This window comes from Aeromonas sp. 2HA2 (assembly GCF_029237345.1).
In the GTDB taxonomy this organism is placed as follows: domain Bacteria; phylum Pseudomonadota; class Gammaproteobacteria; order Enterobacterales; family Aeromonadaceae; genus Aeromonas; species Aeromonas salmonicida.
Genome location: NZ_JAACGB010000016.1, coordinates 75,225 through 90,861 on the forward strand (window position 1 = coordinate 75,225; position 15,637 = coordinate 90,861).

The window sequence follows — 15,637 nt, forward strand, 5'->3', positions numbered from 1 at the left end:
CCATGACCCGTTCCATCGCTCTCATCACAGGCGCCAGCCGTGGCCTCGGCAAACACTCGGCTCTTGCCCTCGCCGCCAAAGGCGTCGACCTCATCATCACCTACCGCAGCCAGGCCGAAGAGGCGGCTGCCGTGGTGGCGCAGGCCAATGCGCTCGGCGTGAAGGCGCATGCTCTGCCGCTCGATGTGGCCGACAGCGCCTCCTTTGCCGCCTTCGCGGCTGAGGTGCACCAGTTGCTGCAGCGGGAGTGGCAACGGGAGCGGTTCGACTTTCTGGTCAACAATGCCGGCATCGGCATCCACGCCAGCTTCGAGCAAACTACGGAGCAGCAGTTCGATACCCTCATGAACATTCACCTCAAGGGGACCTTCTTCCTGACCCAGCAGCTGTTGCCCCTGATCCGCGATGGCGGGCGCATCATCAACCTCTCGACCGGCCTCACCCGTTTCGCGCTGCCCGGTTACGCCGCCTACGCCGCCATGAAGGGAGGAATCGAGGTGCTGACCCGCTATCTGGCCAAGGAGCTGGGCCCGCGCGGGATCGCCGTCAACGTGGTGGCACCCGGTGCCATCGAGACTGATTTTGGCGGGGGTGTGGTGCGGGACAACCAGGCGGTCAACGACTTCATCGCCAGCCAGACCGCGCTCGGGCGAGTCGGCCAGCCCGACGACATAGGCGGCGTGATAGCGGCCCTGCTCTCGGATGACAATCGCTGGGTCAATGCCCAGCGCATCGAGGCCTCGGGGGGCATGTTCATCTAGCGAACCATCCCATCACTGGGCGGGAAAACGGCCATGCAAAAGGCCCTGCCTCACGGCAGGGCCTTTTCGTATGACAAGGCCAGGGGATGCGTTAAAGCGCCTTGCCACCTGAACTGATGACTGACTGATACCAGTAGAAGCTGTCTTTCTTGATGCGGCGCAAAGAGTTGACGTGCTGCTCATCCCTGTCGATATAGACGAAGCCGTAACGCTTCTGGTAGCCATTGAGCCAGCTCAAGATGTCGGTGAACGACCAGGCGCAGTAACCAATCAGCTCAACCCCGTCCTGCAGCGCCTGCTGACAGGCAATAAGATGGCTCTTGAGGTAGGCGATGCGATAGGCATCGTGCACGCTGTCATCCGCTTCCAGCTGGTCAAACTCCCCCAGCCCGTTCTCGGTGATCATCAGCGGCAGCCCGTAGCGGGACGAGAGGCGGCGCAGGGCGATGCGCATCCCGGTCGGGTCTATGGCCCAGTCCCAGTTGCTGGTCTCAAGATGTGGATTGGGCGCTGTCTTGTAGAGGCCCGGAATGCCGCTCGAGGGGGTGGTGCCCTTCTGCCCCGTGGTATTGATGCGCTGCAAGGTCTGGCCGCCGAGGGGGTTGTCGGTATAGGTCAGGGTGTAGTAGTAGTTGACCCCGATGTAATCCGGTGTGCCTTCCCGCAGCAGCTCCAGATCCCCTGGCAGTATCTCGGGAGCCTCGCCGTTTTCCCGCAAGTAAGCGAGCGCCGCCTGGGGGTAGCGGCCAAAGCAGTAAGCATCCAGCCACCAGTAGTTGGTGAACTCCTCGGCATTTTCAAACGCCAGCATGTCTTTGGGATCGCACGACACCGGATAGGCGGGCGAGTAGGCAAAGCTCGGGCCGATCAGGCCGTTTGGCACGTGCTGACGAAACGCCTTGATCACCCTGGCATTGGCCAGAAAAGCGATGTGGTTGGCGGCGAAGAAGCGCTTTCTGTCTTGCACTGCAGGCGGATGGGTGCCGAGCTGGTAGGCGTTGGTCAGGTTGTAGTTCTGCTCGTTGAGGGACACCCAGTACTTCACCTTGCCCGCAAAGCGCTGATACAGGGTCACGCAGTAGCGTTCGAAATCCTCGATGACGCGTCTATCTTCCCAGCCGCCGTATTCATCCTGCAGCGCCTGGGGCAAGTCCCAGTGATAGAGGGTCAGCACAGGCTCGATCTGGTGGGCCAGCAGGGTATCGATCAGCTTCTCGTAAAATGCCAGACCCGCCTCGTTCACCTCACCCCGGCCGGTCGGATAGATGCGCGGCCAGCTCACCGAGAAGCGGTAGGCCTTGAGCCCCATCTCGGCCATCAGTGCCACGTCCTCTTCGATGCGATGGTAGTGATCGACGGCCACGTCACCGTTGCTGCCCTCAAAGGTCTTGCCCGGCAACTTGGTGAAGAGGTCCCACACCGAGGGCCCTTTGCCATCCGTGTTCCAGGCCCCTTCTACCTGATAGGCGGCAGAGGCGGCGCCCCACAGGAAATCCTTGGGGAAATCGTTGAACTTGTGGTGATGCATCTGGTGTTGCTCCTTCTGCGCGGATGGTGTCAGCCATCTCTGATAAGTCGGCACCCCATTCAAGGCGCCCCAAATGAATTGGCATAAGCATCGAACAGTTCTAAAATTCCGTCCAATGACAAATTTAACCACTCAACATTCCTGACGGGAATGAAAGGAGCCAGAATGGAGCTCAGAGATCTGAAAGCCTTCGTTACCCTGGGGGAAGTGCTGCACTTCGGTCAGGCAGCGGTGCGCCAGCACGTCACCCAGTCGGCCCTGAGCAAGCAGATAAAACGGCTGGAGGAGGAGCTTGGCGGCGAGCTGTTCGAGCGCAATGCCAGTACCACCCGGCTCACCGTGCTGGGGCGGGCGCTCTATGCAGATGCCAGCGCTCTGGTGGCCTCCAGCGAACAGCTGGCACGCACCGCTCGTGACGTGCTGGCAGGCAATAGCGGCACCTTGCGCATCGGCTTTGGCGTTGCCACCAAGATACTGGTGCCCGCCGCCATCGCCCGTTTTCGCGCCGAGCGGCAGCAGGTGACCATAGAGCTCAATGATCTCTCCACCCATCACCAGCTGCTGGCCCTGAGCGAAGGGCGACTGGATCTCGGTTTCTGCCGCCTGCCCGCCCCCAAGGGGTGGCACTGCCTGCCCGTGGTGCAGGCCCACTTTGTCGCCGTGCTGCCCGCCAGTTACAGCGGCGTGAGCGAGCTGGCGGATCTGGTGGACAAACCGCTGGCAATCCTGCGCCGGGACAAGGCGCCCTCGTTTTACGATCATCTGATGAACTACCTGGCCCAGAGCGGATTGCGGTTTCGCGATATCCAGTATGTGAACGACTTCGCAGCCGGGGTGGCCACCGCAGCTGCCGGCATCGCCTGGACCCTGGTGCCCTCCTCCACCACCATAGAGCACCCGGATGTGCTCACCCTGCCTCTCACCGAGCGCGAAGCGAGCTGGACCATAGGCCTTATCCGCCCGCCCCACAGCAAGGGCCCGCTCATCGACGCCTTCTGGCGGGTTGTCTCCCCCATGAGCGAGCTGAAGTCAGAGCCGTACTAGTCCTGCGCCTGCGACTCTGACAGTACGGCTGTTGACGGCACCTCATCCGCCGGCTCTGGACACAATGGTCAGGGATCGAAATAAATAGGCAAATAAATCAACAGCTCCCCTGCTGAATATATGAACTTACCTGCTGTTTGTATGAAGAATTATGCTGCCAAAAATTTTCTGTGAACCAGCTCCCGCCGCTAAAAAAATAAGCCTCTACTCTTGGTTGGCACAATAACCAATTTGGCTCAGCCCTGTTTATTTAAAAACGCATCACAAAGGAGTGTCATATGTATAAAAAGATGAAGCTGGCAGGAATTATCAGTGCAGTCTTGCTCTCGGGAACTGTTTATTCTGCCGACATGACGGTGGGGTTCTCTCAAATTGGTTCCGAGTCTGGCTGGCGGGCAGCCGAAACCTCGGTGGCCAAGACAGAAGCCGAGAAACGTGGCATCACACTGAAAATTGCAGATGCCCAGCAAAAACAGGAGAACCAGATCAAGGCCATTCGCTCATTCATCGCCCAGGGTGTGGATGCCATCTTTATTGCCCCCGTCGTCCAGACCGGTTGGGAACCCGTGCTGCAAGAAGCCAAAGAGGCGGATATTCCCGTCTTCCTGCTGGATCGCAATATTACCGTGAAAGATGACTCGCTCTTCATGACGGGCGTCGCCGCAGACAGCGTGCATGAAGGGGCTGTGGCTGCAGACTGGCTGGTCAGACAACTCGATGGAAAAGCCTGCAATGTCGTTGAGTTACAAGGCACTGTTGGCGCCAGCGTGGCACTGGATCGCAAAAAAGGCTTCCTCGATACCGTGGCCAAAGTACCCACCATCAAGATCATCCGGACCCAATCAGGCGACTTTACTCGCAGCAAGGGCAAAGAGGTCATGGAGAGCTTTATCAAGGCCGAGAATAATGGCAAGAATATTTGCGCCGTCTATGCCCATAACGACGACATGGCCATCGGTGCCATTCAGGCGATTAAAGAGGCAGGACTGAAACCGGGTAAAGACATCAAAATCATTTCAATTGATGGCGTGCCGGATATATTCAAGGCGATGATCGCCGGTGAAGCCAATGCCTCGGTGGAATTGACACCGAATATGGCAGGCCCCGCCTTTGACGCCCTGCTGGCTTATAAAAAAGATGGCAGCCTGCCCCCCAAACACATCAAGACAGCGTCGATTCTGTTCCAGCCTGACAATGCACAGGCCCAGCTCGACATGAAGAAGAGCATGGGTTACTAAGTCACGTCCGTCGTGAGCCAGTCCTTTTAATAGCCGGCCATATAAGTGCAACCTCTTATATGGCCGGCTATACCGGAGTGCCTATTTTCATGCCAGATAACCATCATGAACTCATATTAAACGCCACCGGGATCTGCAAGACATTTCCCGGGGTTCGCGCGCTGCACCAGGTGGATTTCTCACTGCGTCGGGGAGAGATAATGGCGTTGCTCGGCGAAAATGGGGCGGGCAAATCCACCCTGGTAAAAACCCTCACCGGGGTTTATCAAGGTGATGCGGGTCGCATCGAGCTGGATGGTGCCCTGATAGCCCCCACGGACACGGCCCACGCCCAGCGTTTGGGGATTGGCACCGTCTATCAGGAGGTCAACCTGCTCCCCAATATGTCGGTGACCGACAATCTGTTCATCGGCCATGAACCCCGTCGGTTTGGCCTCATCGATCGGGCCAGCATGTCACGGCAAGCCAGCGCCATCATGGCCAGCCACGGTTTCGAAATGGACGTCTCGCTGCCACTGGGGCACTACTCGGTCGCCATGCAGCAGATTGTCGCCATCGCAAGGGCCATCTCGTTGTCAGCGAAGATCCTGATCCTGGATGAACCGACGGCGAGCCTGGATACCAGCGAAGTGCAGATGCTGTTTTCCATCATGCGCAGCTTGAGAGACAAGGGCGTCAGCCTGATTTTCATTACCCATTTTCTCGACCAGGTCTACGACATCAGCGACCGCATCACTGTGCTGCGCAATGGTGAGCTGGTCGGCACCCGTGAAACCGCCACACTGCCGCAGCTGGACTTGGTCAAGATGATGCTGGGGCGCGAGCTGGCCGAGAATGCGCTCCAGCGGGCGGGCAAAACCCTGCGCAGCAACCACCCCACAGTGTCATTCAAACACTATGGCAAGAAAGGAGTGATAGCCCCCTTCAGCCTGGACGTCATGCCGGGGGAGATAGTCGGTCTGGCTGGCTTGCTGGGGTCGGGTCGTACCGAAACCGCCGAGCTGATGTTTGGCATTCAGCCCAGCGACAGTGGCGAATGCCGGGTGCGCGGCAAGGTTATCTCAATCCGCTCCGCTCGACAGGCCGCCGCCAGCGGCTTTGGCTTTTGCCCGGAGGATCGCAAGAACGCCGGCATCATCGCCTCGGCCTCGGTGCGAGAGAACATGGTGCTGGCCCTGCAAGCCCAGCGGGGCTGGCTGCATCCCCTGTCACGCAAGGAGCAGGACGAGATCACGGCGCGCTTCATTGAACAGCTGGCGATCAAGACCCCGGGTCCGGAGCAGCCGATCCAGTTCTTGTCAGGGGGCAACCAGCAGAAGGTGCTGCTGGCCCGCTGGCTGCTGACCAAACCGCAGTTTCTGATCCTGGACGAACCCACCCGGGGCATAGATGTGGGGGCCCATGCCGAGATCATCCGCCTGATCGAATCACTCTGTGCCAATGGCCTGGCGCTGCTGGTCATCTCATCGGAGCTGGAGGAGCTGGTAAGTTATGCCGATCGGGTGATCGTATTGCGAGACAGAAAACAGGTGGCAGAGCTGGCGACCGATGCGCTTTCTGTCCCTGCCATCATGAATGCCATTGCCATGTGAGGCCTGATATGACGTCATCCATACTACCCATCCCCATCCGGCGAGCGCGGGCCAGCCGGTATTTGCCCACAGGCACGGCGCAATGCGGGGCCCTGCTCTGCGTGCTGCTCATCAACGCCCTGGTCGCCGACAATTTTTTCGCCATCCATATTCAGGATGGCCGCCTGTTCGGCAGCCTGATCGACATTCTCAACCGCTGCGCCCCTGTGGCCCTGCTCTCCCTTGGCATGACACTGGTGATTGCCACCGGCGGCATCGACCTGTCGGTGGGTGCCGTGATGGCGATCAGCGGCGCAACCATGGCAAGCATGGCCACCGGCGACCACAGCATTCCCGTCATTCTGTGCTCCGTGCTCGGGGTCGGGCTCTTATGCGGCTTGTGGAATGGGGTGCTGGTCGCTGTCTTCAAGATCCAGCCCATAGTGGCAACCCTGATCCTGATGGTGGCGGGCCGCGGTATCGCCCAGCTCATCACGCAGGGGCAGATCATCACCTTCAACAACGAGGCCCTGGCCTGGCTCGGCAGCGGGTCACTTTTTTATCTTCCTACCCCTGTCATCATCACCCTGGGGGCGGCGCTGCTCATCTGGTTGTTGACCAAGCGCACCGCGCTCGGGCTCTTCATCGAAGCCGTGGGGATCAACATCAAGGCGGCCAACAATGCCGGCCTCAATACTCCCATGGTGGTGATCGCCACCTATCTGCTGAGTGGCATGCTGGCTGCCGTCGCCGGCATGATAGTGGCGGCCGACATCAGGGGAGCGGATGCCAACAATGCCGGCCTCTGGCTGGAGATGGATGCCATTCTGGCGGTGGTGATAGGGGGAACCTCGCTGATGGGAGGACGCTTCAACCTCGCACTCTCCCTGATCGGCATACTGATCATTCAAGGGGTGAACACCGGCATTCTGCTCTCCGGCTATCAGCCCCAGTGGAATCAAATCGTCAAGGCCATGGTGGTGCTGGCGGTGCTCGTCATGCAATCCCCTGCACTCAATCACCTGTTTTCCCGGGAGGCTCGCCATGTTTAAACGCAATCTTCCCTTGATGGTGACCATCATGGTGTTTCTGGTCGGGTATCTGGTGTGCCTTGCCTCCTTTCCCGCCTTTTTATCTACCCGCATCATTTGCAACATACTGACCGACAATGCCTTTCTTGGCATAGTGGCCGTGGGCATGACCTTCGTGATCCTCTCTGGCGGCATCGATCTGTCGGTGGGCGCCGTGATCGCATTTACCGGGGTCTTGCTCGCCAAGTTGATTGGCGAGCTGGGGGTAAGCCCCTGTCTGGCCATCCCCCTGGTCATGATGCTGGGAGCCAGTTTTGGTGCCCTCATGGGCTGGCTGATCGATACCCTGAAGATCCCGGCCTTTATCATCACGCTGGCGGGCATGTTCTTTCTGCGGGGGGCAAGCTTCCTCATCTCGGAGCAATCCCTGCCCATCGATCATCCGACCTTTACCTACCTGTCGAGTCTGTCATGGAAGATGGCGGGCGGTGGGCGCTTGAGCCTGCTGGCCCTGATCATGCTGGCGGTGGTGTTACTTGGCATGCTGCTCGCCAATCGAACCCGCTTTGGCAACAACGTCTATGCCATCGGCGGCAATGCCACCTCGGCAGCCTTGATGGGGATCTCGGTGCGCCAGACCACTATCCGCATCTATCTGCTCTCCACCACACTGGCGACCCTGGCGGGCATCGTGTTTGCGCTCTATACCTCGGCGGGCTATCCGCTCGCCGCCGTCGGGGTCGAGCTCGATGCCATCGCCGCCGTGGTCATTGGCGGTACCTTGCTCAGTGGTGGCGTAGGCACCGTCTTTGGCTCGCTGTTTGGCGTCTTGATCCAGGGATTGATCCAGACCTATATCAACTTCGACGGCACCCTCAGCTCCTGGTGGACCAAGATCATCATAGGACTGCTGCTGTTTTGCTTTATCGCCCTGCAGCGCATGCTCATCGTATTTTCGGAAAATCGAAAAACCAACAAACCCGGGCTTTTCAAGCGGCAGGCCTCCATCGAGAGTGCCCCCAGATAATGGCGTGGAGTGAGAACGTATCTCCTTGTTACTCGCTCAGTGCGATGCAATTGCGGCCAGCCAATTTGGCGTGATAGAGGGCGGCATCCGCCTGTTGCACCAGTTCAATGGCTGATTGGGTGGTGGAGGGCTGCAAACTGGTCACCCCGAAACTGACGGTCACTATCCCCAGCGGCGAGTCAGCCCGTGGCAAGGCCAGTGTCAGGATGAGACGGTGAAGATGCTGCGCCGTGTCAAACGCCGCCTGCATGTTCATGTTGGGCAACAAGATGACGAACTCCTCACCGCCGTAGCGGGCCACCAGCTCCCCTGCCCTGCGCCCGGACTGTGACAACGCCTGGGCCAGCGCCCGCAGACAGCTGTCCCCGGCCAGATGACCATAGTGATCGTTGAATTGCTTGAAGTGATCGATGTCGAGCATGATCAAGGCCAGTGGCATGCCGCTGCGCAACCCGCGGTTCCACTCCTGCTGCAGGATGTGATCGAACAGGCGTCGATTGCCAATGTTGGTCAGGGCATCTGTGTTACTCAGGATTTCCAACTGCCGATTGGCTTCGGCCAACTCATGAGTGCGGATCTCAATGATGCGTTCCAGTTCGAGGTTGCGCTCGCACAAGCGCGCCACGGGATAGACTTCGGTATCCTGCGCCAACCCGTAAGGAAGCGAGATCCCGCTATGGGCGATTTTCCACTCGCCCTCTTCGTGGCAGAAGATCAACACCAATCTGGCCGTCTCCCGCGACAAGATATGGTCAGGTATGGGCAGGTGAATGTGGAAAAAACCGGTCGCGACGACCACATCCTCTGTCAAATCTTGCAATGACAGATCCAGCATTTCGATATGGATCCGCTCGGGGATTTGTGCGAAATCTTTGCGAGTGATGCGTATCCACTCTTCCCGATCGGTGACAAGCTGGTCACTACTGCCTGCATAGCCACTGAAATTGTCACTAAACCAGGTAACAAGACGAACATCACGTGCCGAATACATTTCTATGTATTCATCAAACAATGAACGAATAAGACGCTGACGTTCCACCCGCATAAACTTGCTCCGATCACGGCACTGGGCCACCGCCTTAAATATGACAGGTGAAACGGAACCCGACTAGCCAAGCGACCGTGGCCAGATCTCATAATGAGCAAATCATCAAATATCAAACTTGACATCAAATCCAAATGCGTCTCTAAAAGAGACGTCGCGATTCAATTAGCGCCAAACTCATTCACTGGAGGCGGGCCACCAGACTCGAGGCTCCCAGCGCGCCCACCCGTACTACGCAGTCAAAGCCTTCGCGCACCAGATCGACCCACCCTACGTCGTTGAAGCAATCGACCACCACCTGACACCCTTCATCACCACCGGATGGCAGGAAAAATCCCGGGAAAATGCAGCATCAATAGATATAAAAATGCTCCCGGAACAGGAGCATAAATTCAACGTTCGGCCTCGCTATCAAACTGACCAAGACATATTTACATGGTGATCAGCGTGCCCTTTTCGACCTGGGGAAGATCACATAACAAGATCCGCCCCGGGGCATATTCAGGGCCAAGTCATTGGATTAGGCAACTTGGATAGTGACTGTCACTGCCTTATTTCAAGCGCAGATCATTTTTGACAGAGGTGACACCGTTGACACCTTTGGCGACAACAACGGCTTTATTGATATTGGCGCTGTCTTTAACAAAACCACTCAACTGTACGACACCTTTAAAGGTCTCTACATTGATCTCGGCTGATTTCAGGTCCGGATCATTGAAGATAGCCGTGACAACCTTGGTGGTAATCACTGAGTCATCCAAGTATTCACCCGTGCCTGCTTTATTTTTAGTTGATGCACAACCTACTGCAGTGACCAGAACGGCGATAGCCAACAGAATTGAAAAGCGATTTGTAGTTTTCATTTTATATTTACTCCAAATAGTGTTAAACACTTCAAATTAAAAACTGAAATGTATGCTTCATTAGAACATGGTGTCTGTGAGTGCCAGAACTCTGTATAGCGTTACTGTGAATAACGATAACCACACACTCACGCTTGTTGAGCCAAGCAGCCAGCACCTTATTGATTGGCATGCTACATTATAATTTACGGCTATATCATCTTGTCGTCTGTGCGCTAACGAACATGACGCCCAGTTAACTGACCACCACATTCATAATGTGACATCTGAAATTGGTTAACGTTAGTATATTCACCAGCGCACACGTCAGATTATGTCATAGCACTCGACGACCTTGGATAATACGAAGTAAAACAACAACTACCGAGATAACAAGCAGCACATGAATGAAACCACCAAGGGTAGTGGCTGTTACCAGACCAACAGCCCAAAGCAGAAGCATCACTATAGCAAGGGTATATAGCATATACTCTCCTAAATAATGGGTTGTGATTGCTCATGAATTATAATAACCATGCTTAAGCAAGCATATATTCATGAGCATGAATATAACATGTGGCCATTCTGCCATGTGTTATTGACGGTGTGACATGTCTTTGTTTTTCTGTTCTGGCTGACCAAGCAGCCGTGACACCAGCAAAAACATATCTATGCCCGACACCAAACTTGACGTCACTCTGCCGGTGGTGACTGGCGCGCCTCGCCTTTGCGGTCCCTCATAACCAAGCACAAAACCCGCGCAGGCAGCAGAACAAAGCACAAGAGGATGAGTGAGCCTCGTTTGCAGTGCCTGCTTCATGAGATGGGACAGCCCGACTATCGTCAACTGACGGGACTGCAGTCGCTGCCGCAAGATAGCAATCTTCTCCCGGCGGGAGCCCTGAACAAGGGGGCGTGTATGACACGCTACAGGCTGCTTCATAAAGGTGCTCCAGGCATGGTTGAGGACTCGTCTGATGGCACGGGTGCATTGCTGGTCGCCACCGCATCGATACATATATTCTGCTGATAACGACGATACAGTATCATGACCCCGCCAATGGCGAGTCCATTGCCCACACTGATGATGAATAAGGCGCTACTCGTAGCCATTCCCTGCTCGAGTAACCAACATAGTGAGGCCGCAGCCAACATCAACCACAAGCTGACTAATAAAAAAGCCCCGACCAGACCACAGACAAGCATGCCAATCAGGCTACTGACTGCTTGTTGTACTTCCAGCCTGAATAACTGCAATCGCTCTTGCAGTTGTTCACCAAGCAGTCCAAAAACAGAGGTCGCCAGGCTGGTAATTGACACCGACTCCGTCGGTGTCAATTCTGCGTCAGGAATGGGCGCACTCTCTGTGATTCGCTCCGTGTTCATTAACGCTTCTTCAGTAACCAACCCACTAAAAATCCGGTGGAGATGGCAATACCGAGCACCATGAGCGGCTTGTCATTAATTTGAGTACGGCACTGGTCGAACAGTTTCATTTTCATTTCTCGCAGACTATCGCTTTTCTGTTCAATGGATTCGGCAACATTCATAGCAACGTCAGCTAATTTATCTACCGTTTGATGGGAGCGCTCGCTCAAATTATCCAGCGCAGGATGAACTGTCTTGGATGCACTGTCGACAGCGTCATGCAACCTCTTGCTGGTATCGTCAACCGAATCAGAAACACTTTCGCCTGACATGACTTGCTTTTGTTCACTCATCATTACTCTCCCGTTCAATATGACAAAGGGCGGATGAAATAATCACGATCCGACCTGACAGCATGATACTTGGTGAAAGGACGCCAGCCATGAATTGAAATATTACCTGGCGGTGTTACATAAGACACGGGTCAACGCAGGAGTGAATGGATAAACACTATTCAGGGAGGTTCTTTTCAGCCCGCCACCTCCCTGTCACTACGCTATGAAATTGACTGTATATATATTCCTTGTCACTCAAAATCATAATCCTGCCAGTCAGGCTAGTCTGTACGATAGAGCACATAAAATGCCCTTGTTTAATCCTCATCACGTATATATATCCCTCTATGTGCGATAGCGCACATACCGAAGGTAAACAATCTGTGACTATGATAGGCTGGTGAAAGTTTTGTTTAACATTTGGAATATGTATGACTGATAATTATCATCCCCAGCAGAATCACCTGCTGGCTGCGCTATCAGCTGACACATATAGCAGATTGCATCCCCATCTTGAGTTGATGAACTTTCCTTTAGGCATGGTGCTCTATGAATCAGGTGATACGCTTCACCATGTTTATTTTCCTCTCGACTGCATCGTTTCACTCTTGTACGTGATGAAAAGCGGTGCATCTGCCGAAATTGCCGTCGTCGGTAATGAAGGATTGATCGGTGTCGCGCTGTTTATGGGCGGAGAAAGCACCACTAATCGTGCCATTGTGCAAAGCGCAGGTTACGCCTACCGCATGAAAGGACAGCTGTTGAAGACCGAGTTCAATGTCCACGGCGATTTGTTGCATCTGATGCTGCGTTACACTCAGTCCTTGTTGACTCAGATGGCACAAACGGCGGTTTGCAATCGGCATCACTCCATTGATCAGCAACTGTGCCGCTGGCTGTTGCTATCGCTGGACAGATTGCCCAGCAACCAGTTGACGATGACTCAGGAATTGATTGCCAATATGCTGGGTGTTCGCCGTGAAGGCGTCACCGAGGCGGCAGGGAAACTGCAAAAACTGGGCGTCATCGAATATCGTCGGGGCCAAATCACTGTGCTGGATCGTCCCAAACTCGAGCGATTAAGCTGTGAATGCTACTCGGTGGTGAAGAAAGAAACCGAACGTCTGCTCCCCTATATGCACTCGTCAACCAAGTCAGTGCCAATACCCAAGCCCCTTGAGTGCGTCACTCATAACGGCTGACGACTGGGCCAGACGTGCATAAGGTTGCCTGGCGCCTGAGAGGGCTTTTTTAGTCCTTCATAACGGCCGCTGTAGGCATGGGCGCAGATACCTTGCGCCTTGGCAAGTGAGCCAGAAACACATGAGATAACCCAGGCTAGCGCGACACAACCCAAGGAAAGCGCTGGCTTTACGCTCCAACATCCCCTTCATGTCGAGCATGACTCGGCTGTTGTTATGTAATGAAGGTTCCCTCGACACAACCTGCGTCACGCTGTATTGGCTGTGTTTGACATGGAAGAAGAACATCACCACATGACACCAGATAAAAAAACGCCCTTCACAGAAGGGCGTTTTGGTTGAGGCATGTCGGTAATTAGATGCGGACCGGCTCTTTTTTCTTCTGCAGAGCGAAGAACTCTTGCGCTTCCTGATGCGGATCCTTCCCACCAGCTTTCGCTGCCAGCTTCAGGTTGCTGTGCGCCTTGATCATCTCAACAACAGAGAGCGATTGCAGATGTACACGGTAGGACTCTTTGTCCTTCAGCGTGATGAAAAGGACTTTTTCCTTTTCGATATCGACGGTGATCTCCATCCCCATCGGCAGGCCATAGAGGAACAGGCCGGTTTCTTTGGACTGGACCCCGAACAGGATGTTGTATTGATAGGTAGTCTTGTGGGCTGTCGTGTGCTCCCAGAAAATCCAGGCATCATTCTTTTGTTCATCCAGGCCGGTGAACGCACTCGCGATGGACTCGGTCAGTTTTTGCTTCGGCGCTGCACCAAGCACGACTCCCAACACCTTGCTCAATATCTCCAGCACCTTGTCTACCATCAACTGGACGGCTGAGTTGGATTGTTCGACCACTTGATCGGTGAAGTTGATCACCGCCATTTCAGGATGCTTTTTTGATGAGGTTTATGGCTGTTTGCACATCAAAGCGAAGCGACTTCTTGTCATCAGTGGGCACCAGCGCCTGCTGGAAAACCTGCGCCATCGCAAACGCCTGGGGGGCAATGTTGGGATCCGTGATGGAGAAGATCTCGTTGAAGTTAATCTGGTCCGCACTCGCACTCAGCGAAACATAGGTGTTTCGAGTCACAACGTTTTTCACTTTATCAACTGTGGTATTCATTGATTCGTCCTTGTGTTGTCTTGTGATTGCTGACTGTGGTGTTCAACGGCCAGTAAGGTGATACACACAAAAGACCAGAGCCAACAAGGCCCCACTAAGACGAACAGCAGGACATGCTGAAGATGAAGGAGAACAGAAGAGCAGTAGGCGGCTAGGAGAGTGGCAGAAAATAGGGGGGACGGAGGATAGCGGGGTGAAGGTAACGCCTTAAAAGTCCTCACGAATTTTTCCAGAACTTACCAATGGAATTCGCAAGATGTCGATTGCGAGCTTCTTGTTGTTGCCCCATCTTCAAACGGGTAACATTAAGCACATTACTTGAGCAATCATACAGGATGCAGAATGCCCAATTTCCCTGCGATTTGCGACAACTGTGGAACCGCGTTTCCATCTGGATTTGCTTTTGAAGGTAGTATCCATAATTTTTCTTTATCAGGTAATAAATCTGGTCCTTGTCCAGCTTGCGGTGGGATGGGCAGTGTCCCCGATGGGGTGTTCAATGTCTTGGGAAATGTCATCGAGATAATTGATGCGCCAAGAAAGACTGTTGAACAATTGAGTCGTTACGTAAACATACTCAATAGAGCCCAAAAGGAAAAACTAACAAGAGAGGAAGTTCAGGAACAAATTGAAAATGAAGCTCCTGAGTTAGCCTGCATCAGCGACATTCTTCCAAAAACAAGAATGGAACTTTACACCTTTCTTGGCCTACTTCTCGCTTTCCTGACAACAGTAATGACCGCAATGTCCTTGATGAAAGACGATAAAACGGTCGTCATTGAACAGCAAATCATCCTAGAACAGACAATCAACAACTTTGGCACATCACGTGCGACCCCATCTACTTCTAGGCCAGATCGTAATTACTCGGACAACCGACCCCGTGCGCAGAAAGTGGGAAGAAATGAGCCTTGTCCTTGTGGTAGTGAACTTAAGTACAAAAAATGCTGTTTAAACATGATTTAGCATTAACATGCCGTCCAATCGGCTCAACCATTGCGACACAAGTTCATCATCTCATAGGGGCAAACACCGGCCCCTTCTTCTCGCACTCGCTACTCAGCAAGCTTCTACGCTCGTTCATATAGAGCCTCTTCGATAGCTGCCTGCAACTTCTCGACTGCTATGCCACCACCGTACCTGTCATAGCTGATGGCACCATTGGTATGCCCCAAGATCGCCGCCGCGTACTGTAGCGGTACACCATGATGTTGCCACGGTATGCCGCAGGCTATGGAAGTCTTTGTCTACAGGGCGATGACGACTAAACCACTGCCCCCAAAGATGGCTGTATCCGTCCTGGCGATGAGGTAACTCGGTGAAGAGTCGCCCCCCTGCCCTTCCCTGCACGAACTCGATAAAACTTGCTTGGAGCAGGTGTCGATGGAGCGGCACAAGGCGAGCACTGTTGGCTGTCTTGAGCTTGGTCTGATCGCCCGCCGCGAATATTCAGGCACCATATGCCGTCGACCTGCTGCACATCGTCAGCATAGAGCTGGCAGATCTCGTTGGCACGGGCCCCTGTGAACA

Annotated in this window: 15 protein-coding genes; 8 read left to right on the forward strand and 7 right to left on the reverse strand. The window is 54.6% G+C overall.

The features are described from left to right. Positions 1-2 precede the first annotated feature (2 nt). Positions 3-761 carry an SDR family oxidoreductase gene (locus tag GWQ29_RS18320; RefSeq protein ID WP_265462144.1) on the forward strand — a complete coding sequence of 253 codons (759 nt, stop codon included), beginning with the start codon at positions 3-5 and terminating at the stop codon, positions 759-761. 91 nt (positions 762-852) lie between these two features. On the opposite strand, the gene GWQ29_RS18325 is transcribed toward GWQ29_RS18320, so the two are convergent. Further along, a complete protein-coding gene (locus GWQ29_RS18325) occupies positions 853-2,289 on the reverse strand; it encodes a glycoside hydrolase family 1 protein (protein ID WP_275920018.1) in 1,437 nt (478 codons plus the stop codon). 165 nt (positions 2,290-2,454) lie between these two features. Between GWQ29_RS18325 and GWQ29_RS18330 the strand changes: the two genes are divergently transcribed. From GWQ29_RS18330 to yjfF, 5 genes are all read left to right on the forward strand, one after another. Then, on the forward strand, positions 2,455-3,333 hold the full coding sequence (locus tag GWQ29_RS18330; protein WP_275920019.1) for a LysR family transcriptional regulator: 879 nt from the start codon (positions 2,455-2,457) through the stop codon (positions 3,331-3,333). 278 nt (positions 3,334-3,611) lie between these two features. Then, positions 3,612-4,571 carry a galactofuranose ABC transporter, galactofuranose-binding protein YtfQ gene (ytfQ, locus tag GWQ29_RS18335; RefSeq protein WP_265434034.1) on the forward strand — a complete coding sequence of 320 codons (960 nt, stop codon included), beginning with the start codon at positions 3,612-3,614 and terminating at the stop codon, positions 4,569-4,571. A gap of 89 nt (positions 4,572-4,660) precedes the next feature. After that, positions 4,661-6,163: a galactofuranose ABC transporter, ATP-binding protein YtfR gene (ytfR, locus tag GWQ29_RS18340; protein WP_265421728.1), complete on the forward strand. Its 1,503-nt coding sequence runs from the start codon at positions 4,661-4,663 to the stop codon at positions 6,161-6,163. Positions 6,164-6,171: 8 nt separating this feature from the next. Then, the gene (gene ytfT, locus GWQ29_RS18345) at positions 6,172-7,194 is read left to right on the forward strand and encodes a galactofuranose ABC transporter, ATP-binding protein YtfT (protein ID WP_265421727.1); all 1,023 of its coding nucleotides are present in this window, start codon (positions 6,172-6,174) and stop codon (positions 7,192-7,194) included. Then, positions 7,187-8,200 (forward strand): galactofuranose ABC transporter, permease protein YjfF, encoded by a 1,014-nt coding sequence (gene yjfF / locus GWQ29_RS18350; protein WP_275920020.1) that lies wholly within the window; start codon positions 7,187-7,189, stop codon positions 8,198-8,200. Before ytfT ends, yjfF begins: the two co-directional genes overlap by 8 nt. 28 nt (positions 8,201-8,228) lie before the next feature. Here the strand turns inward: yjfF and GWQ29_RS18355 are convergent, their stop codons facing one another. From GWQ29_RS18355 to GWQ29_RS18370, 4 genes are all read right to left on the reverse strand, one after another. After that, positions 8,229-9,245 carry a diguanylate cyclase gene (locus GWQ29_RS18355; RefSeq protein WP_275909852.1) on the reverse strand — a complete coding sequence of 339 codons (1,017 nt, stop codon included), beginning with the start codon at positions 9,243-9,245 and terminating at the stop codon, positions 8,229-8,231. Positions 9,246-9,796: 551 nt separating this feature from the next. Further along, positions 9,797-10,108 carry a BON domain-containing protein gene (locus tag GWQ29_RS18360; protein ID WP_011898735.1) on the reverse strand — a complete coding sequence of 104 codons (312 nt, stop codon included), beginning with the start codon at positions 10,106-10,108 and terminating at the stop codon, positions 9,797-9,799. Positions 10,109-11,026: 918 nt separating this feature from the next. Then, positions 11,027-11,473 (reverse strand): hypothetical protein, encoded by a 447-nt coding sequence (locus tag GWQ29_RS18365; RefSeq protein WP_265421450.1) that lies wholly within the window; start codon positions 11,471-11,473, stop codon positions 11,027-11,029. After that, positions 11,473-11,808: a hypothetical protein gene (locus GWQ29_RS18370; protein ID WP_265421451.1), complete on the reverse strand. Its 336-nt coding sequence runs from the start codon at positions 11,806-11,808 to the stop codon at positions 11,473-11,475. The genes GWQ29_RS18365 and GWQ29_RS18370 overlap by 1 nt, the downstream gene beginning before the upstream one ends. Positions 11,809-12,221: 413 nt before the next feature. Here GWQ29_RS18370 and GWQ29_RS18375 point away from each other — a divergent pair, with 413 nt between their 5' ends. After that, positions 12,222-12,992, forward strand: coding sequence for a Crp/Fnr family transcriptional regulator (locus tag GWQ29_RS18375; protein WP_265421452.1), 771 nt, complete (start codon positions 12,222-12,224; stop codon positions 12,990-12,992). Between the two features lie 355 nt (positions 12,993-13,347). Here GWQ29_RS18375 and GWQ29_RS18380 read toward each other — a convergent pair whose 3' ends face one another. Both GWQ29_RS18380 and GWQ29_RS18385 read right to left on the reverse strand, forming a co-directional pair. Further along, the gene (locus GWQ29_RS18380; protein ID WP_021139303.1) at positions 13,348-13,866 is read right to left on the reverse strand and encodes a cytolytic delta-endotoxin (insecticidal protein); all 519 of its coding nucleotides are present in this window, start codon (positions 13,864-13,866) and stop codon (positions 13,348-13,350) included. Position 13,867: 1 nt separating this feature from the next. Then, positions 13,868-14,107, reverse strand: coding sequence for a hypothetical protein (locus GWQ29_RS18385; RefSeq protein ID WP_265421453.1), 240 nt, complete (start codon positions 14,105-14,107; stop codon positions 13,868-13,870). A gap of 342 nt (positions 14,108-14,449) precedes the next feature. On the opposite strand from GWQ29_RS18385, the gene GWQ29_RS18390 reads away from it, so the two are divergent. Next, the gene (locus tag GWQ29_RS18390; protein ID WP_275909854.1) at positions 14,450-15,073 is read left to right on the forward strand and encodes an SEC-C metal-binding domain-containing protein; all 624 of its coding nucleotides are present in this window, start codon (positions 14,450-14,452) and stop codon (positions 15,071-15,073) included. Positions 15,074-15,637 lie beyond the last annotated feature (564 nt).

Bases quoted from the DNA above. Each gene is read 5' to 3' on its own strand.
- GWQ29_RS18365 (WP_265421450.1), bottom strand. From the start codon at position 11,473: ATGAACACGGAGCGAATCACAGAGAGTGCGCCCATTCCTGACGCAGAA.
- GWQ29_RS18355 (WP_275909852.1), bottom strand. From the start codon at position 9,245: ATGCGGGTGGAACGTCAGCGTCTTATTCGTTCATTGTTTGATGAATAC.
- GWQ29_RS18360 (WP_011898735.1), bottom strand. From the start codon at position 10,108: ATGAAAACTACAAATCGCTTTTCAATTCTGTTGGCTATCGCCGTTCTG.
- GWQ29_RS18375 (WP_265421452.1), top strand. From the start codon at position 12,222: ATGACTGATAATTATCATCCCCAGCAGAATCACCTGCTGGCTGCGCTA.
- GWQ29_RS18385 (WP_265421453.1), bottom strand. From the start codon at position 14,107: ATGAATACCACAGTTGATAAAGTGAAAAACGTTGTGACTCGAAACACC.
- GWQ29_RS18330 (WP_275920019.1), top strand. From the start codon at position 2,455: ATGGAGCTCAGAGATCTGAAAGCCTTCGTTACCCTGGGGGAAGTGCTG.
- GWQ29_RS18390 (WP_275909854.1), top strand. From the start codon at position 14,450: ATGCCCAATTTCCCTGCGATTTGCGACAACTGTGGAACCGCGTTTCCA.
- GWQ29_RS18320 (WP_265462144.1), top strand. From the start codon at position 3: ATGACCCGTTCCATCGCTCTCATCACAGGCGCCAGCCGTGGCCTCGGC.
- GWQ29_RS18325 (WP_275920018.1), bottom strand. From the start codon at position 2,289: ATGCATCACCACAAGTTCAACGATTTCCCCAAGGATTTCCTGTGGGGC.
- GWQ29_RS18380 (WP_021139303.1), bottom strand. From the start codon at position 13,866: ATGGCGGTGATCAACTTCACCGATCAAGTGGTCGAACAATCCAACTCA.
- ytfQ (WP_265434034.1), top strand. From the start codon at position 3,612: ATGTATAAAAAGATGAAGCTGGCAGGAATTATCAGTGCAGTCTTGCTC.
- ytfR (WP_265421728.1), top strand. From the start codon at position 4,661: ATGCCAGATAACCATCATGAACTCATATTAAACGCCACCGGGATCTGC.
- ytfT (WP_265421727.1), top strand. From the start codon at position 6,172: ATGACGTCATCCATACTACCCATCCCCATCCGGCGAGCGCGGGCCAGC.
- GWQ29_RS18370 (WP_265421451.1), bottom strand. From the start codon at position 11,808: ATGAGTGAACAAAAGCAAGTCATGTCAGGCGAAAGTGTTTCTGATTCG.
- yjfF (WP_275920020.1), top strand. From the start codon at position 7,187: ATGTTTAAACGCAATCTTCCCTTGATGGTGACCATCATGGTGTTTCTG.